The organism is Nocardia brasiliensis ATCC 700358 (assembly GCF_000250675.2).
Taxonomy (GTDB): Bacteria; Actinomycetota; Actinomycetes; order Mycobacteriales; family Mycobacteriaceae; genus Nocardia; species Nocardia brasiliensis_B.
Genome location: NC_018681.1, coordinates 1,950,212 through 1,974,190, shown reverse-complemented (window position 1 = coordinate 1,974,190; position 23,979 = coordinate 1,950,212). Strand labels below are relative to the sequence as shown.

At 67.3% G+C, this 23,979-nt stretch carries 14 protein-coding genes; 4 read left to right on the top strand and 10 right to left on the bottom strand.

Annotation, left to right across the window (positions count from 1 at the left end; genetic code table 11):
* Nucleotides 1-1,243: 1,243 nt before the first annotated feature.
* The 3 genes from O3I_RS08755 to O3I_RS08745 all read right to left on the bottom strand — a co-directional run bounded on the left by O3I_RS08755 (nt 1,244) and on the right by O3I_RS08745 (nt 9,754).
* Nucleotides 1,244-2,896 carry a hypothetical protein gene (locus O3I_RS08755; protein WP_237748272.1) on the bottom strand — a complete coding sequence of 551 codons (1,653 nt, stop codon included), beginning with the start codon at nt 2,894-2,896 and terminating at the stop codon, nt 1,244-1,246.
* A 1,791-nt stretch (nt 2,897-4,687) separates the two neighbouring features.
* Nucleotides 4,688-7,363 carry a serine/threonine-protein kinase gene (locus tag O3I_RS45425; RefSeq protein ID WP_065652188.1) on the bottom strand — a complete coding sequence of 892 codons (2,676 nt, stop codon included), beginning with the start codon at nt 7,361-7,363 and terminating at the stop codon, nt 4,688-4,690.
* Nucleotides 7,364-9,385: 2,022 nt separating this feature from the next.
* The gene (locus tag O3I_RS08745; RefSeq protein WP_014982545.1) at nt 9,386-9,754 is read right to left on the bottom strand and encodes a VOC family protein; all 369 of its coding nucleotides are present in this window, start codon (nt 9,752-9,754) and stop codon (nt 9,386-9,388) included.
* Between the two features lie 63 nt (nt 9,755-9,817).
* On the opposite strand from O3I_RS08745, the gene O3I_RS08740 reads away from it, so the two are divergent.
* Nucleotides 9,818-10,273 (top strand): MarR family winged helix-turn-helix transcriptional regulator, encoded by a 456-nt coding sequence (locus O3I_RS08740; protein WP_014982544.1) that lies wholly within the window; start codon nt 9,818-9,820, stop codon nt 10,271-10,273.
* Here the strand turns inward: O3I_RS08740 and O3I_RS08735 are convergent.
* Together O3I_RS08735 and O3I_RS08730 are read right to left on the bottom strand one after the other, a co-directional pair.
* On the bottom strand, nt 10,270-11,871 hold the full coding sequence (locus tag O3I_RS08735) for a glycoside hydrolase family 13 protein (protein WP_237748271.1): 1,602 nt from the start codon (nt 11,869-11,871) through the stop codon (nt 10,270-10,272). The two genes, O3I_RS08740 and O3I_RS08735, sit on opposite strands and share 4 nt — an antisense overlap.
* 145 nt (nt 11,872-12,016) lie before the next feature.
* Entirely contained in the window at nt 12,017-12,445 is a 429-nt protein-coding gene (locus O3I_RS08730) for a globin (RefSeq protein WP_014982542.1), read from the bottom strand.
* A 337-nt stretch (nt 12,446-12,782) separates the two neighbouring features.
* Here O3I_RS08730 and O3I_RS08725 point away from each other — a divergent pair, with 337 nt between their 5' ends.
* Entirely contained in the window at nt 12,783-13,487 is a 705-nt protein-coding gene (locus O3I_RS08725) for an HNH endonuclease (RefSeq protein WP_171904451.1), read from the top strand.
* A gap of 31 nt (nt 13,488-13,518) precedes the next feature.
* On the opposite strand, the gene O3I_RS08720 is transcribed toward O3I_RS08725, so the two are convergent.
* Nucleotides 13,519-14,088: a helix-turn-helix domain-containing protein gene (locus O3I_RS08720; RefSeq protein WP_202804921.1), complete on the bottom strand. Its 570-nt coding sequence runs from the start codon at nt 14,086-14,088 to the stop codon at nt 13,519-13,521.
* An 80-nt stretch (nt 14,089-14,168) separates the two neighbouring features.
* Here O3I_RS08720 and O3I_RS08715 point away from each other — a divergent pair, with 80 nt between their 5' ends.
* A complete protein-coding gene (locus O3I_RS08715; protein ID WP_014982539.1) occupies nt 14,169-14,912 on the top strand; it encodes an AzlC family ABC transporter permease in 744 nt (247 codons plus the stop codon).
* Nucleotides 14,909-15,220 (top strand): AzlD domain-containing protein, encoded by a 312-nt coding sequence (locus tag O3I_RS08710; RefSeq protein WP_014982538.1) that lies wholly within the window; start codon nt 14,909-14,911, stop codon nt 15,218-15,220. Before O3I_RS08715 ends, O3I_RS08710 begins: the two co-directional genes overlap by 4 nt.
* A gap of 120 nt (nt 15,221-15,340) precedes the next feature.
* On the opposite strand, the gene O3I_RS08705 is transcribed toward O3I_RS08710, so the two are convergent.
* From O3I_RS08705 to ettA, 4 genes are all read right to left on the bottom strand, one after another.
* Nucleotides 15,341-16,006: a hypothetical protein gene (locus O3I_RS08705; protein ID WP_041562495.1), complete on the bottom strand. Its 666-nt coding sequence runs from the start codon at nt 16,004-16,006 to the stop codon at nt 15,341-15,343.
* A 16-nt stretch (nt 16,007-16,022) separates the two neighbouring features.
* A complete protein-coding gene (locus tag O3I_RS08700; protein WP_272944304.1) occupies nt 16,023-16,481 on the bottom strand; it encodes an acyl-CoA thioesterase in 459 nt (152 codons plus the stop codon).
* An 8-nt stretch (nt 16,482-16,489) separates the two neighbouring features.
* A complete protein-coding gene (locus O3I_RS08695) occupies nt 16,490-21,442 on the bottom strand; it encodes an NAD-glutamate dehydrogenase (RefSeq protein ID WP_014982535.1) in 4,953 nt (1,650 codons plus the stop codon).
* A gap of 453 nt (nt 21,443-21,895) precedes the next feature.
* Nucleotides 21,896-23,572 carry an energy-dependent translational throttle protein EttA gene (gene ettA, locus O3I_RS08685; protein ID WP_014982533.1) on the bottom strand — a complete coding sequence of 559 codons (1,677 nt, stop codon included), beginning with the start codon at nt 23,570-23,572 and terminating at the stop codon, nt 21,896-21,898.
* Between the last annotated feature and the right edge of the window lie 407 nt (nt 23,573-23,979).

Below are 23,979 nucleotides of genomic sequence, written 5' to 3'. Positions count from 1 at the left end.
AATCGGGCACGATTATGATCGGATGGAAGTATTCCGGGTGAGGGGGATCGGTCGACAGGGTGGTATTCCGTTGCGTTTGGGGGTGGGCTTCCGGAGAGAATGTTGCGTTTGGGGTGGTTGGCTGGCTGCCGAAGTTCGCCGGCTCAGTTTGGTGTAGCTGCCGCGGGAGTTACATGGATAGTGCTGAGCGCATCGGGTGCCGTTCCCGGCTGTAGGCGCACGTCAGGTGCGCGGTGTCTCGTCCCAGCGTGGTCGTCTGGCTGTGGTGCCGTTCTCGAGCATTCCTTGTCGGGGCGGGCGAATGGACTGCGGGCGCTTGGGGATCCGCACCAGTTCTCGGGAGTTACACCGGTTTCGGGTGGCCAGAAAGGGTGTAGATCCCGAGAAGTGTTGCAGCTGTGGGGTTTCTGCGTGTCGACACGCACCAAGCTGTCGCTTGATACACGGCGACCTGGGGTTTCTGGCGTGATCGGCTGCGCGTGATAGTGCGGCCCAGGGCTTCACAGACCGTCTCTACGCTTCACAGCAGCTACAACTCCTGTGAACCGCATCGAAACTCTGTGAACCCCTCACCAAGCTGTCGCTTGGTCCAGACAACCCCGACCACCCGCCCTTTCCCAAGCCACTCGAGACGCAACCACAGCCAGATGACCACGCCGGAACAAGCCACCGCGCACCTGACCTGCACCTACAGCCGGGTACGGCACACGATGTGCCCAGCATAATCCGGTGCAAACCTGGGACGGGCTACACATCACGGGTCGCCTCCACACCGGAAACCCCCACCGCCCAAACAAACTCAACACGCCAGTCCGGCGCGCAAACCAGGGACGGCTACACCGTCACGGGTAGTCACCACGCCCACAACTGTCGATGCTTTCGCAAATGGCTTCGAGCACTGCATGAGCCGCACGGAGCCGGTGTGGTCCGAGCGACGCAGAGCTGCCGCGGAGTCGCCGGGGCTCAACCGAAGGCACCCTGCCGCCAAAGGTGCCGCGCTCCAATCTACGCCGAGCGTCCCTGGAGTCTCCACCTGCCACACGAACTGGAACCCAATGGGTTCCGCTCACGCGACTCCGGTCTGAGCCGCCTGACCCACCGCGCTGGCGATGCCGTCCCCCGATCCGGCCGGCGCCGGCAGCGCGCGATCGCGGACTCGCCGCTGCCGCCGCGGTCCGAGCCCTGCGAAGCTGCCGCCGGAGTCTCCACATGCCATATGAACAAGGGACTCAGGGGATTCCGCTCATGCAACTCCCGGCCTCGGCCGCCTGACCCACCGCGCCAACTGTGCCGAGCCGGACCTGGCCAGGAACAATCGCGCCGCGGTCGCCGGACTCGCTGGTGCCTGGTCCGGCGCAGTGGGCAAACGCGCATCCAGGGGGTACACCGGTGCACGCCGCGGATCCCATGCCGCGGTCATTGACGAGAACTCGACACCGCCCCGAAAGTTGGCTGCAGCGAACAACTCTCGCGCGCTCAGCGGCAGGATTGCACCGCGGCGCGTCGCCTGTTCCACCACCTCGATCACCATCGCGACGACTTCGGCCGTTTCCGGACTTCGGCTGTGTCTGCCGCTGCGCCGTTCGCCGGGACGGTAGATCCGCACCAGTCGGCCCGCGCCGTCGTGCTCGACCATCGTCACCGCACTCACCAGCCCGTAACCCGTTCGAGCCGGGACCGCGGACACCCGCCACGCGGTGGCATACACCGTCGGATGCAACTCGGTGACCGCACGGGTACCAGCAGGTCCCAGATGCACCAACTCCCCACGCTCGCCGTAGATCCCGAGCACTCCGGACTCGGTGAACACGATGTCGCCGGGCCGCACCGCCAGATGTCGCAGCGCGACCGCCATAACCGGCAACTCAAACCGGACCTCAGTGGGCAATGGCAAATCAATCGCATCGAACGCAGCGCGCACCAGCCACGCCTGCGACCCCTCATACGGAAACACCAGCCGATCAACCGCCCGCAGCGCCGCCAACCCCGGCACCGCCGCTCGGCCCGCAACCTCGACCAGCTGACTCGCCGCACCCATCGCCCGCTCATAAGCTGCGACAACCTGTTCCGTCGAACGTGGTCCCGCCGGCTCTCCCCCCAGCCCCGAGCCTTCCGCCGACCAGGAACATTCCAGCTCCTGTGCCAGCCACGAACCCTTCGGCTCTTCTGCTGGCCACCGGCCCGTCGGCTCTTCTGCCGGCCACCGGCCCGTCGGCTCTTCTGCCGGCCACCGGCCCGTCGGCTCTTCTGCCGGCCACCGGCCCGTCGGCTCTTCTGCCGGCCACCGGCCCGTCGGCTCTTCTGCCGGCCACCGGCCCGTCGGCTCTTCTGCCGGCCACGGACCCTGCGACGCTGGGGCCGATGACCGACTATCCGGTTGCGCGGCGCCGTGCTCCGGCGGATCGATGAGATGGGGCGACGCACTGTCGCCAGGGCTCATCGCACCGTCGCCGCGGCTCGGCGCGGCGTCGGCACGGCCGGAAGCGATGCTCACCGCCCGCAGGGGCCGCTCCGGGACCTGGCGGTTGCAGTCCGGACGCGCCTCGCTCGGGAGGTCCAGCCTGCTCTCCAGTGGAACCGATGTCCAGGTGATGCGGCGGGTCGTGCGGATGTGATCGGGTTGTACCGGTTGCGGATTAGGGTTACCGGTGCCGAGCAACAGTGCGGTGCCGTTGCCTGCGTACAGGGCGAGGCCGCCGTCGTGCCGGATGAGAATATCGCCTGGTTCGGCTTGGTCCAACGACACCTGCACTCCTGCTTCGGCCTGCTCGCCCGCGCGTGTATGCAGAGCAATGCCCGCCGTGCCATAGGCCCGGCGCACCAGGCTCGCCGCAGCGGTGGGATCATCTTGCCGCACACCACTTTCGAGTTCCGCACGCACCATCCGCAAGGCCATGCGTCCCGGCGAGATCCGCACGCCCGAATCCCGCACCGCACTGCCCACCCATCGGCCGGAGCCGTCAGGCGGCGAGACATCGGTCGATCTGCGGGTGCCCGGCTGCCACGCCTCCGCCGCGAACGGCTCGAACACCGCAGGCGACAGCAACGTGATGAACTGCTGTCCGACCACAGCGAAACCTGTTCGCGGCGTGCATGATCGAGCCAATCCGTGCCATAGACCCGGACGATCGGGCGTGCCGAGACCGGCGCCCTCCGGCCTACCGTATTCCGGGGATCCACTGATCTGCGTGGTAGCGCTAGTGGATCGGCCGGGCGCGTGGCCGCCCGGGGCTTCCGTCGAGGACGGTTGCTGTTTGCGCGGTCCAGGCTTGCCTGCCTCCGGATGCCTGCGCCTGATTTCCGCACAACGCTCGACCGCGAACCGCACCAGCTCGGGCGCGAGACCGCAGTGCATCAGATACCGTTGCAGGAGTTCAGGTTTGGGGAAGCTCAGGTAGTCCGGGGCACCGGCGTAGTTGTACACCGTCTGTTTGCCGGGCCGGCCCGCGCAACGTTTCACGATGTCCGCCCTGGACCGTCCCGAGTCGCGCTGCGCCGCCGCGGTCATCGCCAGGAACTCGACGCGCAGTTCCGGGTAGGTGGCCACGTCGAGGTCGAGGGTGCAGCCCAATTCGGCGCCGAGCCGCGCCAACTCGGCGCTCAATGCGACGAAAAGCGGTCAGTGACACCTGAATCCGGACGTAGCGCATGATCGAGCCCCGCGAAACGCCCAGCTCTGCGGACAAGACCGGTCACGTCAACTCCTCAACCTGTGGAACGGAGGAGTTCCCGGGCCGCGAGCCGATCACCTCGATCGGCGCTCCTGGGTCGGGATCCATCACCAGATGGGTTCCCGCCCGACGAGCTTCGCGTGCCCCGCGAACCCCAAAGCATTGTGGGTGCAGCCCAATTCAGGGACTTCTGCGACGCAGTGCGCTACCAACCAGTTACGGCCGGCGCGGCCCCCGACTGCACCGGGGGCTGCCACTAGTCTCCCACTCCGGAACGTTCCTCGGCCACCCTTCGCGAGCAAAAATCACAAATGTGTAACTACGCGCTCAACGAACGTGACGCTCGCCCCTTCAGATGCCGTCGACCAGCGGTTTACCTCCGATGAACGGACCACCGAACTCAGCCCCGGATCGACCACCGGTGTCCAAATGGACAGATATGTTGCGCGCCAACGCAAGTATCCGTGCATTGCACGCCCTTCCCGGCAATGCACACAGTGCAACCTTTTCTGAACCGATCGACCAACACCCCCAGGCCGCACCCTCATACCGAGCACGACCCGCTCATCAGCAACAGCAGAGCGACCGAAACTCCCAACGGATACCTGATCCAGAGAGCTGGACGCCTAGGCCCGCTACACCCCCAGCTGAAGGCAACCCATCCGCGACGGCATGGCCGACGAGCATACTTCGGCAGACAGCATCGACCGCGCCGGTCGGCGACTGAAATCTTCTACCGGACAACAGATCTCACGCAGAGTGCAGATCGCCCACAACACCGAAAGTCAGCAAACGAACTGCGCCACCTCACCCTGAGGCCCCGCCGCCCACACCCGTCATGAAGGTGCGAACCACATCGGGAGAGCAGGCCCGTCCGCAAGCAGACCACGATCCTGGCCACCGCCACAACACCTTCACGTCGGCCACGCACGCCACGGCGGCAGCCAGGCTACGCCCGCAGCATGGGCAGCGGCACCAACGCAGTGCGCGTAGGAAACGCAGGCTACGCGGACAACTCAGGCACCGTCGCAAATGCAGGCCCACGCCGAGGATGCGGGCTGTGGTGGCAACATGACGTTCGCCCTTCGGGCGGACCTCGACCGCGGTGTCGGCTGTGTCCACGGCGGACGCTGCGGCGGCAACGCGCGCTGGGGTAGCGGGGCAGGTGCCGGCAACGGTGTGGGCCGCGTCGCCAAGGCAATTCGCGTCGGCAATGCACGCTGTGTCCACGGTGCGGGGGGCGCGGAGAATGCAGGCGCCGCAAACGCCGACCACGTCGAGGGCGGGGGTTGCGGCGGCAGCATGAGCTTCATCGCAGGGGTGGTCGCCGGCGGAAGCGCTGGCCCCTTCGGCGAACCAGACCGTGTCGGCCATCCGGTCCCTGCCTGCTGAACAGACCGCACCCGCGAAACAAGTTGCGTCGGCACCCCGGGCTGCGGCGGCAGCACAACGTTCGTCGCCGGGGTGATCTCCGGCGGAAAAGCAGACTGCGTCCGCGTAACAGACCGCATCGGCAATTCGGGCCCCGCCGGCGGTGCAGACCGCGTCGGCACTCCGGACCCCATCCGCGGTGCAGATCCCGGCAACACTCCGGATCCCACCGACGGCGCAGACGGTAGTGGTGCTCCGGAAACCACCGATGGCGTAGACCGTGGCGATGCTCCGGACACCACCGATGGCGTAGACCGTGGCGATGCTCCGGACACCACCGATGGCGTAGACCGTGGCGATGCTCCGGACACCACCGATGGCGTTGACCGTAGCGACGCTCCGGGCCCCACCGACAGCACAGACCGCGGTGGCGCAGACCGTGGCATCGGCGCGGGCTGAGGCAGCAGAGCAGGTTGCGGGGGTGGTGTGGTCTGTGGTCGCGGCTTTGCGCCGAGGGCCGCGCGGGCGGCGCGGGCCAGTGCGGTGGCGGTCGGAAAGCGTTCGGCGGCAAGCTTGGCCATGCCTTGGCGGATCACGGCGTCCATTGCGGGCGGGACCGTCGGCCGCAGCGTGCTGGGGCGCGGCGGCGGGTCGGTCAGCTGGCGGTGGATCACCTCGCCTGTGGTCGCGGCGGGAAACGGAGGTAGACCGGTGAGCGCTTCGAAGAGCACGCCGGTGAGCGCGTAGATATCGCAACCGGCGGTGACCGAGGTGGTCGTGAAACGCTCCGGTGCTCGGTAGGCGCAGGCCTCGACGTTGGCGCCGGGCCCGGAATCGGCGGCCGGATGGGCGATTCCGAAATCGCTGAGATAGGCGGCGCCACCGGTGGTGAGCAGGATATTGGCCGGTTTCACATCGGCGTGGACCAGTCCGACCGCGTGCGCGGCATCCAGCGCAGCGGCTATCTGTTCGATGACGGACACCGCCTGTTCGGCGGTGACCGGACCGCGCCGCAGCACGGTGTGCAGGTCGGTGCCGTCGATCAGGCGCGTCGCGGCGAACAGCACACCGTTGATCACACCCCAGTCGTGGATCGGGACGATGTACGGCGCGGCAAGCTGTGCGGCGAGCGCGGTCTGCCTGCGAAAGTTGGCCTGGTAGGCCGGATCCAGTGCCACCGCCTCCGACAGCAGTTTGACCGCGACCCGCCTGCCCTGGATGGTGTCGAAAGCCTCGTAGACCTCGCCCATCCCGCCCTTGCCCACGAGCGACCGCAGCCGGTAGCGCCCGAACCGAGCACCAGTGCGGCGCCCGAGCGACCGCGGACGAGCCGCAAAAGGCTGCTCGCCGCCGATCTCGGCAGCCTGTCTCCGCTCGTTGTTGATCCGGTCGATGATCTCGTAGGCGGGCACCGGGCGACGCGCCGGCTCCGGGCCGAACAGCACGGAATCCGCCTGCACCGGAACGGGTTTCGGGGCCGAGGTGATGCCGACCAGCAGCTCGTGCATGTTGCGCGCCTGCGGCCTGCGCCGAGGCAGTCGCGGCAGCGGCGGGGTCGAGATGTCGATCAGATCTCTCGCGGTCAACGACGTTCCGCCGCCGCGCGTTGCGGATTCAGGTGGCGTTGTCGGCGCACCGGTCTCGTCTCGGTGTGGCGGGTCCACCAGCGCGGCGGCGGCGTTGCCGAACAGATGGACCAGGGCGGCCGTGGTCAGGGCGCCCGCCAACACTGCGCTGGAGGCCGGATAGCCGGAAATACCGACCCACCCGCCGGCGGCGGTGCCGATCAGCACGGCGACCGTGCATTCCATCGGCACGTCGGTGAGCAGGAGACGCACCCCGCGCATGCTCAACGACGCGAACCACCAGCCGGCCCACACCAGACCCGCAGTCCCGGCGACCGTTCCGGCCGCCACGGGGTCACCGGCGTGCGGGACGACCGTTGCGATCGTCGCCACCGCCACACCCGCCATCGCCACCACCGCGGGCGCGTTCGCCAGCCGGTGGTACGCCGTGCGGCGGTTCCGTTCGACGGCACCCAGCCCCACCATGACCAGCGCGCACACCAATGCCGCCAGATAGGCCACGGTCACCGGTCCAGCCAACGTCCGATCCGTGCCGGCGAGCGCGTGCAGCAGCACGATGATCAGCGCGGCCGACCCGATCAACGTCAGAATCGAGCTGACCTGCCACGATCGGCGCGCACACCGCGAACCTTCGCGCACCGAAACAACTTCCGCGCCGGGCCCTTCCTCGACGCCCGATGCCGCATTGCGGTCGGCGGCCGATTCGTCCGCGTGGTCGAGCGCAGGCTGTTTCACCGTGGACGCGGAGCCCGTCCAAGTCGGACGCGTCGCCGAGGGTGCAGGCTCGCCCGGCACTTGCACAGACCTCATCGACGCAGACGCAGAACCTCGTGGCACCGGAGACGCCAACGCTCCCACCGGACTCGGCCCGACCTGCACGAAACTCGCCGGTGCAGGAACGGAACCCGTCGAACGGTGCACAGCATCACCCGCAACTTGCACAGAAACCGCAGCCGGCCCTTGCACAACCGGCCGGAGACCCGGCGATACCTGCGCCGGACCCGCGGAAGACACCGAAATCTCCGGTGCCGTATCGGAATCCGCCGAGCCGTGCACAGCACCACTCGGAACCTGCACAGAAGCTGCCGCCCCGAGCCCTTGCGCCGGCGGCCAGGAACCCGGCGACACCCGTACCGGGACTGTCGTGGATACCGAACTCGCCAGCGCGAGCGCATCAATCGGCGACAGTTGTGCAGAACTCGGCGACACCCGCACGGCGTTCGATGGCACCGCTAACCGACTTGTCTGCGTTTGCACAGCGTTCGACAGGACCGGATCAAGGCTCGCGGATACCTGTGCAGCAGTGGGCGAGACCTGCGCAGACGTCGCAGAAACCACGACGGCGCCGGTCGCACCCTGCCCGCGATCCGGAGACTTCGACGCGGGCGCGAGGCGCGTCGGCACCGGCGCTTGTGCAGCATTCATCTGCACCGACACGTGGTCCGGCAGTACCTCGGCTCCACTCGGCCACGCGAGTGCACCGAGGGGCGGAACGTGCGCAGAATTCGGCGGCAGCTGCGAGCCTTTCGGCGGCACCGCGGTCAGCCTCGCCGACACCGGCGCAGCATCGTCCGGCGCCTCAGCAGGATTCGGCGACACCAGCACCGGGTTCCCCGACGTCGCGAACGGACTCGCCGGCTCCTGCCCACGACCCAGCTGCGCCGGATCGGAACTGACCGCACCCGGCGTAGAACCCGGCAGCTCCGACACGGGACTCGCCCACGTCGCGGCCGAATCTGTCGGCCCGCGCCCACGAGCCGACGGCGTCGGCATGCGGCCGGGCAAGCTCTCCGCAGAACCGGGCAGTGCCTGCACAGCACTCGGCAGCTCCTGCACTGGACTCGGCGACGGCGAGGCACTATCCGCCGGCACCGAGCCCATCCCGTTGCACCCCTGCGCGACTTGCGGTTTCACCTTCTTCGGCGCGGGCGGAGTGGGTTTGGCACGTGCTTCGTCGAGCCGCTCCCACAGTGCCAGCACGCGGAGGAGCTGGTCGGGTGTGAGTTTGCAGTAGCGGAAGATCGCCTCGACTTGGACGCGGTTGCGGGGCAGCGCGGTGTAGCCGGGTCGCAGCCAGTTGTACACGGTGCTGCGGGAGATGTCGGTGTAGGAACTGAGCTGGCCCGGGGTGAGGCCGGATGCGGTGTGCGCGGCGCGCAGGATCGCCAAGAACTCCTCGGGGGTTTCCGCTTCGAGTTCGAGGGCGTCGAGGGCTTCCCGGACTGTGGTGGATGTCGCCGTGTTCACCGGTCGCGATGCCTGGAGTTCAGGGCTTGGGGCGATGCGGCGCACCGCCGTCCGGCCGTCGCGCGGACGTTCGTGGATAGCAGACCGTCGATGGTCACGAGCACTCCTCAAGTCCCGGCAAGGAGTTCTGCGGGCGGCGGGATCGCGGCCGACCGCGGTACGCGGCGGGCCACGATGCACCGGTCGAGCGAAGCGATCTTCCTGCGTCACGGACTCCACGCTGTGGTTCACGAATACGTCAGTCGAAGGCAGCGCCAATTCTTTCACGGTTCCACCGACCGTATCCAGCCCTATTGACCCGAAGATGCCCCCGCCGAACACAATTCATGTACAACTCGGTCCAACCGACGGCCCTACCTGCATGTTCACCTACTATCACGCACCACCGAGAGAGTTCATTGGACCGCAGTTGGACGCGTTCGGAATTCCAACAAATCCATTGTTACCCAGTGATTTTGCAATTGCATTTGCATTCCCGCTCAGCTGTGCATATTCGGTCGCGATCCGACATCAAGCACGGTCGTGCAGGGTGACCTGATAGCCGTCGGGATCGGCGAAGGTGAAGGTCCGGCCGAAGGGCCCGTCGATCGGTGCGGCGACGATCGGGTGCCCGTCGGCGACGAGCGCATCATGGATCGCTTGGACATCCGTGGCGTGCAACCAGATCGCGGCACCGATGCCGGGCTGCGCCACCGAGGTGAGATCGGTGCCGGGAACGATCTCGCGGAGCGCGAACGCGATCGGCTTCGTCTCGAAGACGACCGCGTGCGGCGGTCCGGCCTGCGCGCGGACGAGACCGAGGTACTGCTCGTAAAACGCCTGCGACGCCGCGAGGTCGCGCGCTTGGAGCGAAATGAAGTCGGGGCCGGTGACGGGCATGGTGATACTCCTTCGTTTCATGTCAGTCTTCTGACACGGCTCAACCTATGTCAGAATACTGACATGAGTCAAGACGGAGTCGACCTGCAGACGTCACTGGGCTACCTGCTGAAAGAGGCATCGAGTGCGCTCCGCACGGCTATGGACGAGGTGCTGCGGCCACTCGGGATGAGCGTGACGCACTACTCCTGCCTCGAGCTGCTGGCGCAACGGCCGGGCCTGTCGAACTCCGAACTCGCACGGGGCGCGTTCGTCACACGGCAGACAATGAACGTGCTGCTCCAAGCCCTGGAACGCGACGGCTACGTCACCAGGCCCGCGGCGGCGCCCGTCGGCAAGGTGCTGCCCACGCGGCTCACGCCCCGCGGGCGGCGAAGCCTCGAGCAGGCGTCCGCAGCGGTCCGTTCCGTCGAACTCAGAATGCTGGCCGGCCTGAGCGAAACCGAGCAGTCAGGCGCGTTCCGGATCTTGCAGAGCATGATCCAGTCCCTGCGCGAGGGCGACGCGACGAGTCGCTAGACCAGCCAGGCCGCGGCGTTCGGCGGAAGGTGACCGCCGTCGAGCGGGATGCTGGCGAGCAACACGTCGCCGGGCGGCAATTGGGTCGGCGTGTTCGAGGCGTTCAGCACACAGACCAGTCCACCCGGGCGGCGGAAGGCGAGACAGCCGGGCGGGCTGCCGTACCACTCGATCCGGTCCCCCGCGAACTCCGGCCGCATGCTGCGCAGGTCGATGGCCATCCGATACAGCGACAGGGTGGAACCGAGTTCTTCCAGCTGTGCCTCGACCGTCTGATTCGCCCAGCCGGCCGGCATCGGCAACCACGGTGTGCCGGTGGTGAATCCGAACGGCGGCGTGTTGCCCTCCCATGGAATCGGCACCCGGCAACCGTCGCGACCACGTTCGGTGTGCCCGGACCGCTCCCACGCCGGATCCTGGAGCACCTCGTCCGGCAGGTCGTCCACGTTCGGCAGGCCGAGTTCCGCACCGTTGTAGATGAATACAGCGCCCGGCAGCGCGAGTTCGAGCATGATCATCGCGCGGGCCCGCGCCACGCCTGCGGCACCGCCGCCGTACCGGGTGACTTCACGCTTGATGTCGTGGTTGGACAGCGTCCAGGTGGGCACGGCCGCCACCGGAGCGACCGCGGCGAGGGAGTTGTCGATCGCGTCGCGCACGCTGTCGGCCTCGAACGTGGTCTCGGCCAGCCGGAAGTTGAACGCCAGATGCAATTCGTCGGCGCGGACGTATTCCCCGAACCGGACGTTGTCGTTGACCCACACCTCGCCGATGGACACCGCTTCGGGGTATTCGTCGAGCACCTTGCGGATGCGGCGGTGGATCTCGTGCACCGCCGGATTGTTGAAACGCAGATCGTCGTCATCGTTGACGAGCAGCGCGGAGGTGACCTTCGCCATATCCGGCAGGCCCTCCGGCTTGGCCATCCCGTGCGCGACGTCGAGCCGGAAGCCATCGACGCCGCGGTCCAGCCAGAAGCGCAGCGTCTTCTCGAAATCGGCGGCCACCTCCGGGTTTTCCCAGTTCAGGTCGGGTTGCTCGGACGCGAAGATGTGCAGATACCACTGACCGGGCCGGCCGTCGGACTCGCGAACCCTGGTCCAGGCCGGGCCGCCGAAGATGCTCGGCCAGTTGTTCGGCGGCTCGTCACCATTCGGCCCGCGACCGTCGCGGAAGATGTAGCGAGCCCGCTCGGGGCTGCCCGGCCCCGCCTCGAGCGCGGCGTGGAACCACGGATGTTCGCTGCTGGTGTGGTTCGGCACCAGGTCCATCGTGATCTTGATCTGGCGATAGTGCGCCTCGGCGATCAGCTCGTCCATCGCGGCCAAGCCGCCGAACATCGGATCGATATCGCGCGGATCGGCGACGTCGTAGCCGCCGTCGGCCATCGGTGACCGCATCACCGGGCACACCCACAGCGCGTCGACGCCGAGCAGTTCCAGATAGCCGAGTTTGTCCCGGATCCCGCCGAGATCACCGACGCCGTCGCCGTCGGAATCCGCGAAGGAACGGGGATATACCTGGTAGAACACGGCCGACCGCCACCATGGTTGGGTGGTGCGATCCACCGTCGCCGGCCCGGCTGGTGTATCAGTCACACAGCCAATAGTGCCAAAGATCTACGGTAAAAACCCTTAGGCGGAGCAGCAATCTCGACTTCGGGCAAATTGCCAGCGAGCGCGCGAACACTGCGGCCAGGACGGGAACTACCTCGGGCCGCAGGGGTGTGCACGCGAAACGACCTCACCAGGGTGCGTTCATCAGCGAATTCGCCGCCATCTCCAGGTAATCGAGTAGGGCCTTGCGATGCTCGTCGTCGAGCAGCTCTGGTTCGATCTCGGCGACGGCGATTCGCATGCACCGCAGCCACGCGTCGCGCTCGATCGGCCCGATCACGAACGGGTTGTGCCGCATCCGCAGCCGCGGATGCCCCCGCTCGTCGGAGTAGGTGCGCGGTCCGCCCCAATACTGCTCGAGGAACATCCGCAGCCTGCGTTCGGCGGGACCCAGGTCCTGCTCGGGGTAGAGCGGGCGGAGCACCTCGTCGGCCGCCACCTCACGGTAGAACGAGGCGACGATCCGCCGGAACGTTTCCGCCCCGCCGACCGCCTCGTAGAACGACGTCGTCGGCTCGCCCGCCGTTGCCGCTGCTGCCTGCTCGCCCGAAGTCATAGACCCTCTCGATTCGCTGGATGCGCCACAACCATTGTGCGGCCTCCTGAGCCCACCGTCACCTTGCCCCCACTCCCCTCCCGTAGCGGAAGCCGATAGTTCCTCAGCTGAGCACCGCCCCCGGCAAGTGCGGCCCGATCGTTCCCCACCTGCCCCCAAAGCCCGCCCACATGGCCGTTTCCGGCGGTGGAAAATCGCGGCACGGTGGCTCTTCAGCCACAGTTAACCGGACATTGTTGAAAATCACCGTGCAATGGCCGTCGTTCCATGGTCAACTGAGTGGCAATCTCTGCCGAGCTAACAGCATGATCCTGCCAATCATGAAATTGAGGTCCAGATGAAGCAGCGGCACAGCGCCAGGTCACATGAGGCGCGGACACACCGACAACTCCAGCCCGCCGACGTCCACAATCGTGGGTCGGGGGCTACTCCGCTGCATATCTTGTCCGATCATTATCCGGGCGCGCATCACGGTCATTCCGATCATGCGCACCGCTACGCACCGCCGCCCAGTGAGACTCCGAGCTGGTTGAAGCGCCGGGTGCTGCTGCTGAACGCCACCTACGAGCCGCTCACCGCTCTGTCCGCGCGCCGCGCGATCGTCCTGCTCATCTGCGACAAAGCCGACACCGTCCATCATGACGCCGAAGGCCCGGTAGTCCATTCCGCCGAATCCGCCGTGACCATTCCCTCGGTGATCCGCCTGCGTAGTTATGTCCACGTGCCGTATCGGGCCCGCGTCCCGATGACCCGCGCCGCCCTCATGCATCGCGACCGCTATCGCTGCGGCTACTGCGGGAGCAAGGCCGAAACCATCGACCACGTGATTCCGCGCAGCCGGGGCGGCGAACACTCCTGGGAGAATTGCGTCGCCAGCTGCGCGCCGTGCAATCACCGTAAGGCCGACAAGCTGCTGAGCGAGCTGGGGTGGACGTTGCGTTCGCCGCTCGTCTCGCCGAAGGGTCCGCACTGGCGGTTGCTGTCCACGACGGCCGATCTCGACCCGGTCTGGTTGCAGTACCTCGGCGAGGGCGCGGCCTGACCGCCCCGTAATCGGCGAACCCGATAGTGGCTCACGGGTATTCGTTCACCAGCACGGCCCAGGTCCCGGGCTCGAGCGCCTCGAAGACGTGCGGGAGATCGCCCGGATACGAGGTGTAGTCGCCGGGGTGCAGTTCGACCGGCTCGCCGGTCAGGCCGACCAAGGCGCGACCCGCCGCGAGCAGGACGTGCTCGACCACGCCCGGCATATGCGGGTCGGAGCTGCGCGCGTGACCCGGCTCGGCGGTCACCCGGAACAGGTCGCGGCGCGAACCCGGCGGGCTGGCCGCCAGCAGCGTGGCGCGGTAGTCGGAGCGTTCGGCAGCCAACATCGGACCCTCCCCCGCCCGGATCACCTGGACGCGCGGCCGCGGCGGATCGAGCAGGCGCGAGAACGGCATGTCCAGCGCGACGCACAGTGCCCAGAGGGTCTCGATGCTCGGGTTCCCGGTGCCCGATTCCAATTGCGACAGTGTGGACTTCGCGATCCCGGCGCGGCCCGCGACCTCGGTGAGGGACAACCCGGCCCTGGCGCGTTCGCGCCGCAACGCGATCGCGATCATCGCCTGCGGTGTCGTCACCGTCGGTTCGTCGTGCGCCATCCCCAGCTCCCGTCACGTAGCAGACCGCTCAACAGAAAACCATATTGACGAACCGGACCACCATGTTCACTATAAGCAACATGCGTTCGATATGGCGAACACTCGGCCGGGACACGTGCACGGGGATCGCGGCGGTGTGCCTCGCGGTCTGGGTGATCGGCGTCTCGTACGGTGCCACCGCGGTGACCAGTGGCCTGCCGGCCTGGTTGCCCATCGCACTCGGCTTCATGGTGCTGGCGGGCGGTGCCGAGTTCCTGTTCATCGGGATCGTCGCGGCGGGCGGCAACCCGATCGCGGCCGTGCTCGCCGGACTGGTGGTGAATGCCCGGCATCTGCCCTACGGACTCTCGGTGCCCGACGCGGTCGGGACCGGTTGGCGTCGCATGTTCGGCGTGCATCTGATGAACGACGAATCCGTGGCGATGGCCCTGGCCCAAACCGATGCCGAGCGTAAGCGAGCAGCTTACTGGGCCACCGGTTTCGGCGTGCTGCTCGCCTGGCCGAGCGGCGCCGCGATCGGCGCGCTGATCGGGTCGGTGGTGCCCGACACCTCGATCCTCGGGCTCGACGCGGTGTTTCCCGCGGTACTGCTCGCGCTGGTCATTCCGTCGCTGGCGGACCGGGCGACGTTGCGGGCCGTGCTGGTCGGTGTAGCTCTGGCCCTGATCAGCGCACCCTTCCTGCCCGCCGGAATGCCGGTGCTGGTGGCACTTTTGGGAGTGCTGGTAGCAATACCGCGACGAGACGACCAGACGCCCGCGCCGGAGCAGCCCGTCACGGTACCCGAACGCACACCCACGAATTCGGAGGCGAGTTGCGAATGATGCTGGTAGCCGGAATGTTCGCCCTCGCCGCGGGCACCTTCGCGTTCCGCTGGGCCGGACCGGCGCTGCGCGAGCGTATCCGCTTCCCCGCGCGGACCGTTCGCGTCCTCGAGGTCGGCGCGGTGGTGCTGCTCGCCGCGTTGGTGGCGGTGACAGCACTCCCCGCAGGGACCGGCCACCTCGGATTCGCTTTACCCGCAGGCGTTCTCGTCGCGGGCGTGCTGGCCTGGCGCAAGCTGCCGATCCTGGTGGTCATCCTCGCGGCCGCCGGAACCACCGCGCTGCTGCGCTTCCTCGGTATCGCCTGATCGACGAAACCCGTTGCGCGACAACTTCTGAGCCTCACTCCGCAGCCGACCCTGATTGATGTCGTAACACACAAGGCCGCATGGACGGCTAGACCCAGGCGTGGCAGGATCACCCAGCGATCAGCTCGGGGACAGGGAGATACCGCCGCCGAGGCGACGCGCGACCGAACCGTAGCGGGCGTCGATGCGCAGCCAGGTGCGGCTGGCCCGGACCCGGACGATCTCGGTGGGCATGATCCGCCGAGAGTCCGCCTTGTCACCCGAATGCGGGATGAAATCCATTGCGGTGAGCGCGAAGACGACCCGCATCGGAACCTGCACCTGGGTGCCCGCCCCGGAAACGGTCAGCACCGTCTGGTCGAGCAGCGAGGCGGGCGGGCCGTGGCTGCTGCCGTGTTCCTTGGCCAACTGCGCCCCTTGCTCGGCCAGTTCGACCAGGGTGCGGGCGGGAACGTCATCGATGTGTGCGAAACCGTCCGGCGGCGGCAGCGCACCGCGCCAGGCGGAATCCATCGAATACCCGAGGTCGATCGGCAGGCCGGAGCCCAAACCGGTCAACACCAGCTCGGCGTCGACGGTGACATCGTCGACCCCGAGTTCGGCGACCACGGTGCGCACCGCGAGCGTCTCGAAACCCGTTGCCACCCAGGCCGAAACGTACTGCTCCCCGCGGCGGCGGATACGTACCACCGCCGCGGGGTCCAGCCGCACCGCCCGAGTCAGGAACGTCGCGAGATTCTCCCGCTCCGCCGGATCGGACACGTGCAACACACGTTGTTCTGACATCACGACCGGTACTGGATCAGTCGTTACGCCACTGGGCGAGATAGTCCCGCTCGTCATCGGTGAGCCTGCGCAACCGCTGCGCCTGCATGTCGAACGCGGCGATCTGCGTGGCGGCGATCACCGCCGGCGGCGAGTCCGGGGCCGCGGCGGCGGCCCGCACCTCGTAGCCGATGGTGAAGTCGACGGCCCGCAGCTGCTCGATCCACATGGCGATATCGAGCGGAGTGTCCTCGTGCCGCAGCTGACCGCGGTAACGGACCCGCAGATCGGCGAGGACACAGCCCGTGCCGAGCGCGGCGGTCGGCCGGCCCGGCTCGAGCAGCCACGGGATGCGCGCTTCCTCCAGCAGGGTCACCATGCGGGCATGGTTCACGTGCTGGAACGCATCCATGTCCGACCACCTGACCTCGACCTGGGTGTGGAAACGCTTGGGCAGCACGGCTTGGCCGCCCTGCGCCTTCCCGTGACCGTTCAACGGACTCGTCACCGTGCTGCTACCTCCGACTGGGCGCCCACCCCGCTCACCATGCTTCGCACCTGCCGCGCTGCAACCGACAGCGTGGCGAGATCGTGGGTTCCGGACTCGAACAACTCCGACAGTGCGGCACGGGCACGCCCGAGCCTGGACTGGTTCTTCGACTCCCAGTATGCAATCTTCTCGTCCGCGCTCTCCTCCGGGTCTCCGGCGGAGAGCACGTCCAGGGTCAGCGAGCGCAGCGACGCGTACATGTCGTCACGCAGCGCGAGCCTGGCCAGCGAGTGCCAGCGGTCGCCGCGTTCCAGGTGGCTGACCGCCTGCAACAACCAGTCGATCTTGAGGTGCTCGTTCAGCGCGTAGTAGAGCGCGCCGACCTCGTCGCCGTCCCGATCGGTGATATCCGCGATATCCACGATGTCCAGCAGCGGGAACAGGTTGAGCAGCCCGAACACCTCGGTGGCCAGGTCGGTCGGCGCTCCGCGCGCGATCAGCTCGGCCGACTGATCGGTGAGCGTCGAGACGTGGTGCCCGCGCAGCCAGCCCGGCACCTTCGGCGCCAGTTCCTGCACGTCCCGGCAGTACCGGTTGATCTCGGCGCCGACCGCGATCGGCTGCGGCCGGTTGCTCAGGAACCACCGCGACGCCCGGTCCAGCGTGCGCTTGGTCTCCAGTTCCAGCAGGTCGCGCACCGAGGTGGTGGCGTCGGCCGCCCGGATCCGCGCCCACATCTCCGGCAGGCCGAAGATTTCGGTGGCCGCGGCGAACGCACGCACCGAGTCGGTGGCGGTGGCGCCGGTCTCCTCGCTCAACCGGTGCGCGTAGGTGATACCGCCGTAGTCCACCATCTCGTTGACGATCATCGTGGTGAGGATCTCGCGACGCAGCCGGTGCTTCTTGATCGCCGCGCCGAACCGATCGCGCAGCGGCGTCGGGAAGTAGTCCGGCAGCCGCGTGGTGAAGTAGGCGCTGTCCGGCAAATCCGTCTGGAGCAGGTCCGCCTTCAGCGAAAGCTTCACGTGCGCCATCAGATTCGACAGCTCCGGCGAGGTCAGGCCCGCACCCTCCTCGAGCATGCGCTGCATCTGCGCCTCGGAGGGCAGTGCCTCCAGTTCGCGATCCAGACCGCGGCGCTCTTCGAGATCGTCGATGAGGCGCATGTGCACGTTCAGCATCTGCGGTGCGTCGGTGCGCGAAATACCCATCAGGAAGTTCTGCGCCACATTGTCTTCGAGCACGATCTGCGCGACCTCGTCGGTCATCGAGGCGAGCAGCGGGTTGCGATCCGGCTCCGCCAGTTCGCCGCTGCTGACGACACCGTCGAGCAGCACCTTGATGTTGACCTCGTGGTCGGAGCAGTCGACGCCTGCCGAGTTGTCCAGCGCGTCGGTGTTCATCTTGCCGCCGTTGCGGCAGAACTCGATCCGGCCGAGCGCCGTCGCGCCCAGGTTGCCGCCTTCGCCGATCACCTTGACGCGCAACTGGTTTCCGTTGACCCGGACCGGATCGTTGGACTTGTCGCCGACGTCGGCGTTGGATTCGGTGCTCGACTTGATGTAGGTGCCGATGCCGCCGTTCCACAGCAGCTGCGCCGGGGCGAGCAGGATCGCGCGCACCAGCTCGGGCGGCGACAGGGATTCGACATCGTCGCCGAGGCCCAACGCCTTTCGCGCCTGCGGACTGATCGGCACCGACTTCACGGTGCGGTCCCAGACGCCGCCGCCGGCACTGATCAGCTTGGCGTCGTAATCCGCCCACGACGAGCGCGGCAGCTGGAACATGCGCTGCCGCTCGGCGTAGGACGCCGCCGTGTCGGGGTTCGGGTCCAAGAAGATGTGCCGGTGATCGAACGCGGCGAGCAGGCGGATGTGCTCGGAGAGCAGCATGCCGTTACCGAACACGTCACCGCTCATGTCACCGATACCGACGACAGTGAAATCCTCTGTCTGCGTGTCGATATCCATCTCCAGGAAGTGGCGCTTGACGCTCTCCCAGGCACCCTTGGCGGTGATGCCCATCGCCTTGTGGTCGTAGCCCGCCGAACCACCGGAGGCGAACGCGTCGCCGAGCCAGAAGCCGTAGCGCTTGGCCACATCGTTGGCGATATCGGAGAAGGTCGCGGTGCCCTTGTCCGCGGCGACGACCAGGTAGGTGTCGTCGCCGTCGCGCCGGACCACCCGGGCCGGCGGGAGCACCTCGCCGGTGGCCCGATCGACGTTGTCGGTCACGTCCAGCAGGCCGGAGATGAAGGTCCGGTAGCAGGCGACGCCCTCGGCGCCCAGCGCCTGCCGGTCCGCGACCGGATCGCCGGTGGCGGCCGGCGGTTGCTTCACCACGAAGCCACCCTTCGCGCCGACCGGAACGATCACCGCGTTCTTCACCGCCTGCGCCTTGACCAGGCCGAGCACCTCGGTGCGGAAATCCTCGAGCCGGTCGGACCAGCGCAACCCGCCGCGCGCGACCGGACCGAACCGCAGGTGCACGCCCTCGACCCGGGGCGAGTACACGAAGATCTCGAACTGCGGCCGCGGCTTGGGCAATTCGCTGATCTCGCGCGGCTCGACCTTCATCGACAGGTAGTCGCGCGACATGCCCTCGGCGTCGGTGACGTAGTAGTTGGTGCGCAGCGTCGCCCGGATCAGGTTGAGGATGGCGCGCAGGATGCGGTCGGCATCCAGGCTGACCACCTCGTCGATCCGGCCGCGCACCTGGGTTTCCAGTTCGGCGGCGTGCTCGGCCGAGACGGTGTCCGGGTCGAATCGCGCACCGAACAGGTCGACGAACAGCCGGGCCACATCCGGATAGGTGAGCAGCACCCGGGAGATGTTCGCCTGGCTGTACGGGAAGCCCGCCTGCTGCAGGTATTTGGCGTAGGCCCGCAGGATCGAGACCGCACGCCACGGCAGCCGGGCGCGCAGCACCAGCTCGTTGAGTCCGTCGGCTTCGGCACGGCCGTACCAGGTTGCCTCGAACGCCTCGGTGAACCGCTCACGCAGGCCGCGCACTTCGGCCTCGAGCACCGCGGCACGCTTGGAGGACTCCAGCAGTTCCGCGTCCAGGTCCCGGTCGAGCGCGCTGCGCAGCAGTTCCGGGCGGGCCAGCAGACCGAAGTCGTAGATCCAGCGCTCGCCGCCGCTGCTCGGGTCGCCGCCCGGCTGCGGTTCCAGCTCCAGCTGGTAGGGCCGCTCGTCGACGACCTCGACGCCGAGGCTCTGCAACACCGGCAGCACCTGGCTCAGCGAGATGCCCGCGCCACCGACGTAGAGGGAGAAGCGCCAGCTTCCCGGCTCCGAGCCCGCGTTGCGGTACAGGTACTGATCGATGCCGCCGTCGCGCAGGTGCTCGAGCCGGACGATATCGGCCAGCGCGCGGTCGGCTTCGAAGTCTTCCTTGTAGGCGTCCGGGAAGGCCACGGCGTAGCGCTGCACCACCGCCGGGTCCAGCATCGTCGAGGTGCTGACCTCGTCGTTCAGATGGTCTTCCCAGGTGCGACTCGCCTCGGCGAGCAGGCCCTGGATGCGCAGGCGGTTGGCCTCGGAGGTGTCCGCCGCCGGTGCCGCCGCGTAGCGCGGAGCGCCGTGCTCGGCCGCGGGCATGCGCACCGTGAAATACACGCTGGCCAAATCGCTTTCGGCGACCCGGGCGGAGTAGTCGATATCGACGCCGCCCAGTTCCCGAACCAGGATTTCCTGCATTTCCAGGCGCACCCGGGTGGTGTACCGGTCACGCGGCAGGTAGACCATGCACGCCACGAAACGGCCGTAGCCGTCCGCGCGCAGCAACAACCGCACCTGCCGGCGCAGACCGATGTTCAGCACCGCCACGGCGGTCTTGCGCATCGTGTCGTCGTCGGAGGAGAACAGCTCGGTGCGCGGGAAGGACTGGATGACCTCGAGCATCGCCTGCCCGGAGAAGGAGTCCAGATCGAAGCCGCTCTCCTCGATCACCGAGCGCACGCGCCGCTCGATCACCGGGATGTCGAGCACGTTCTCGTGCACGGCGGTGACCGTGAAGACGCCGATGAACAGGTGCTCGCCGACGATGGTGCCGGACTCGTCGAAATCGGCGACCCCGATGAAGTACGGGTAGACCGAGCGGTGCACGGTGGCCGGGACCAGACCCTGGGTCAGGATCAGCAGCGGCCGGTCGATCGCGTTGATCGGCACCTGGAAATCGGTGCCGACGTCGGGCCGCAGCACGCCGAGGCAGGTACCGGGCAGCGCGTTGGAGGATTGCTGCTCCTGGTCGGAACTCAGCCGGTAGCGGGCGTACCCGAGCACGGTGAAGTTTCCGCCGGCCAGCCAGCGCAGCAGGTTCGCGGTGTCGACCAGGTCGGTCTCCGAGAACGGCGCCTTGCCGGACTTCGCGGCCAACTCCAGGTCCTCGGCCAGCTTGCTCTGGACATCCTTGATCGCCTCGGTGTCGCCGATGACCTGGCGCACGTCGGCGATCACATTCGGCAGGCCGGATTCGATCCGGCTCAGCTGCGCCCGGCTGGTGGCCGGGTGCAGTTGCAGATGCATCCAGGACTCGCGCAGCCCGGAAGCGCCGTTGCTGTCCACCTCGTGCGGGGCGGCTTGTTCGAGGCGTCCGTCCGCGTCGCGCTCGACCTCGAAAATCGGATGGATAACTTCACTCACGCTCACGCCGAGCCTGCTCAGCGACGCGGTGATCGATTCGACCAGCAGCGACATGTCGTCGGTGACGATCTGTACTGCCGCGCCGAGGCCGGAGCTGTCATCCGGGTGGTACACCCGTACTAGTGCCCGGCCGGCCGGACGATGCATGGCCAATTCCATGTGCCGCCGGAAGATCTGTGTGATGCCGGTGATCGCGCAGTCCACATCGCCAGCGTCGACGTGGCGGAAATACGCCTCCTCGAGGGTCGCCAGTTCGCCGCGCAGTGCCTGCGGCAAACCAGCGGCCCACGCCGCACTGGACAATTCGGACGAGACCGTCATTTTTTCGCCAACTCCTCGGATTCGGTTCCGTAACAAAGCGACGCCGGTCCGAGAGTAGCTGTACGTCGAAGAAGCGGGGGTGAAATCCCTTCCAATCCTGGGGTGTTCACCACAACCGCCGTGTTCGCCACGCGATTGCCGATCTCGAACGGATGATCTCGGCACACAGCATCGTTCGGACCCACGAACGTCAGGTGTGCGCGACAGGTGCTTTCCGCGGCGGCAACGGGGCCGAAGCACCTCGGTTCAGCTCGGCCACCACCTCGGCGGTGCGGACCGCCGACTGCTCGAACTGCGCCTTCGCATTCACGTATCCCACACTAGCGAGATCCGCGCGGGTCGTGTGCGCGGGCCGGTCGCCGTTGTGCCGGATCCGAGACAGTGCGTTCGGGGTACTTCGGGTATCACTCATCGGGGTAGGTGCGCGGCGCACCTACCCCGAGACGACCGGGATCAGTCGCGGGTGAGCTTGCGGTGCGTGACCCGATGCGGGCGGGCCGCTTCGACGCCGAGGCGCTCGATCTTGTTGGCCTCGTACGCCTCGAAGTTGCCCTCGAACCAGAACCACTTGGCTTCGCTGTCCGAGTCGCCCTCCCACGCGAGGATGTGGGTGCAGGTCCGGTCGAGGAACCAGCGGTCGTGCGAGATGACCACGGCACAACCCGGGAACTGCTCGAGCGCGTTCTCCAGCGAGCCGAGCGTTTCCACGTCGAGGTCGTTTGTCGGCTCGTCGAGCAGGATCAGGTTGCCACCCTGCTTGAGGGTCAACGCCAGGTTCAACCGGTTGCGCTCACCACCGGAGAGCACGCCCGCGGGCTTCTGCTGATCCGGCCCCTTGAAACCGAACGCGCTGACGTAGGCCCGCGACGGCATTTCCTGGTTGCCGACCTGGATGAAGTCCAGGCCCTCGGAAACCACCTGCCACACATTCTTCTTCGGGTCGATGCCCGCGCGGTTCTGGTCGACGTAGCTCAGCTTGACCGTCTCGCCGATCTTCACCGTGCCACTGTCCGGCGCCTCCAAGCCGACGATGGTCTTGAACAGCGTCGTCTTACCGACACCGTTCGGGCCGATGACGCCGACAATGCCGTTGCGCGGCAACGTGAACGACAGATCCTTGATCAGCTGCCGGTCGCCGAAGCCCTTGTCCAGGTGCTCGACCTCGACCACCACGTTGCCCAAGCGCGGGCCCGCCGGAATCTGGATCTCCTCGAAATCCAACTTCCTGTGCTTGTCGGCCTCCGCCGCCATCTCCTCGTAGCGGCCGAGGCGCGCCTTGTTCTTCGCCTGCCGCGCCTTGGCGCCCGAGCGCACCCAGGCCAGTTCGTCCTTGAGCCGCTTCTGCAGCTTCTGGTCCTTCTTGCCCTGCACCTCGAGTCGCTGGGCCTTCTTCTCCAGGTAGGTGGAGTAGTTGCCCTCGTACGGGTAGGCGCGGCCGCGGTCCAGTTCGAGAATCCACTGGGCCACGTTGTCGAGGAAGTACCGGTCGTGCGTGACGGCGAGGACGGCACCCGCGTACGCGGCCAGGTGCTGTTCGAGCCAGAGCACGCTCTCCGCGTCGAGGTGGTTGGTCGGCTCGTCGAGCAGCAGCAGGTCGGGCTTGCTCAGCAGCAGCTTGCACAGCGCGACGCGGCGGCGCTCACCACCGGAGAGGTTGGTGACCGGCTCGTCCGGCGGCGGGCAGCGCAGCGCGTCCATGGCCTGCTCCAGCTGGGAGTCGACGTCCCAGGCGTCGGCGTGATCCAGGTACTCCTGCAGCTTGCCCATCTCGTCCATGAGCTCGTCGGAGTAGTCGGTCGCCATCAGCTCGGCGATCTCGTTGAAGCGATCCAGCTTCACCTTGACCTCGCCGAGGCCCTCCTCGACATTGCCGCGGACCGTCTTCTCCTCGTTGAGCGCCGGCTCCTGCATCAGGATGCCGACGGTCGCGTCGGTCGCCAGGAACGCGTCGCCGTTGTTCGGCTGGTCCAGTCCGGCCATGATCTTCAGGACACTGGATTTACCAGCACCGTTCGGGCCGACGACACCGATCTTGGCGCCGGGAAGGAAGTTCAAGGTGACATCGTCGAGCACGACTTTGTCGCCGTGCGCCTTGCGAACCTTCTTCATCGTGTAAATGAACTCAGCCATACAGGGAAGCCTATCGGTAAGGGGATCAACGATTACGCCCCACTGCCCCACCCTCGCAGCTCACGGGCCCGTACATTCAACCAGCACCAGATCACCAGGATTCCCACCCCCACCGGGATCCCGCCCACCCCCACGGTCGACCAGTTCACCCCCGCTCCAGCTGCGGTCGTGATGCCAAGGACGGGGGCGGAGTCGCCGCGCGTTCCCACCGAGGGTGGGCACGGGGGTGAGTAGTCGAGGTACCCCGACGCCTAGTCGTGCCTGGCCCGCAAGATCGTTACATGAGAGCGTAGACGCAGGCTTAATGAACACCGCTCAAACGTCCGCCGCCACCGCGCGAAAGCCAGCAGCCTAAGCGCCAGACGGCACGCGAAGTCGAGTACACCCCCGTGACACCACCGATTTCC

Bases quoted from the DNA above. Each gene is read 5' to 3' on its own strand.
- O3I_RS08705 (WP_041562495.1), bottom strand. From the start codon at position 16,006: ATGTCAGAACAACGTGTGTTGCACGTGTCCGATCCGGCGGAGCGGGAG.
- O3I_RS08720 (WP_202804921.1), bottom strand. From the start codon at position 14,088: ATGGCGCACGACGAACCGACGGTGACGACACCGCAGGCGATGATCGCG.
- O3I_RS08740 (WP_014982544.1), top strand. From the start codon at position 9,818: ATGAGTCAAGACGGAGTCGACCTGCAGACGTCACTGGGCTACCTGCTG.
- O3I_RS08725 (WP_171904451.1), top strand. From the start codon at position 12,783: ATGAAGCAGCGGCACAGCGCCAGGTCACATGAGGCGCGGACACACCGA.
- O3I_RS08695 (WP_014982535.1), bottom strand. From the start codon at position 21,442: ATGACGGTCTCGTCCGAATTGTCCAGTGCGGCGTGGGCCGCTGGTTTG.
- O3I_RS08730 (WP_014982542.1), bottom strand. From the start codon at position 12,445: ATGACTTCGGGCGAGCAGGCAGCAGCGGCAACGGCGGGCGAGCCGACG.
- O3I_RS08755 (WP_237748272.1), bottom strand. From the start codon at position 2,896: ATGGCCTTGCGGATGGTGCGTGCGGAACTCGAAAGTGGTGTGCGGCAA.
- ettA (WP_014982533.1), bottom strand. From the start codon at position 23,572: ATGGCTGAGTTCATTTACACGATGAAGAAGGTTCGCAAGGCGCACGGC.
- O3I_RS08715 (WP_014982539.1), top strand. From the start codon at position 14,169: ATGCGTTCGATATGGCGAACACTCGGCCGGGACACGTGCACGGGGATC.
- O3I_RS08710 (WP_014982538.1), top strand. From the start codon at position 14,909: ATGATGCTGGTAGCCGGAATGTTCGCCCTCGCCGCGGGCACCTTCGCG.
- O3I_RS08745 (WP_014982545.1), bottom strand. From the start codon at position 9,754: ATGCCCGTCACCGGCCCCGACTTCATTTCGCTCCAAGCGCGCGACCTC.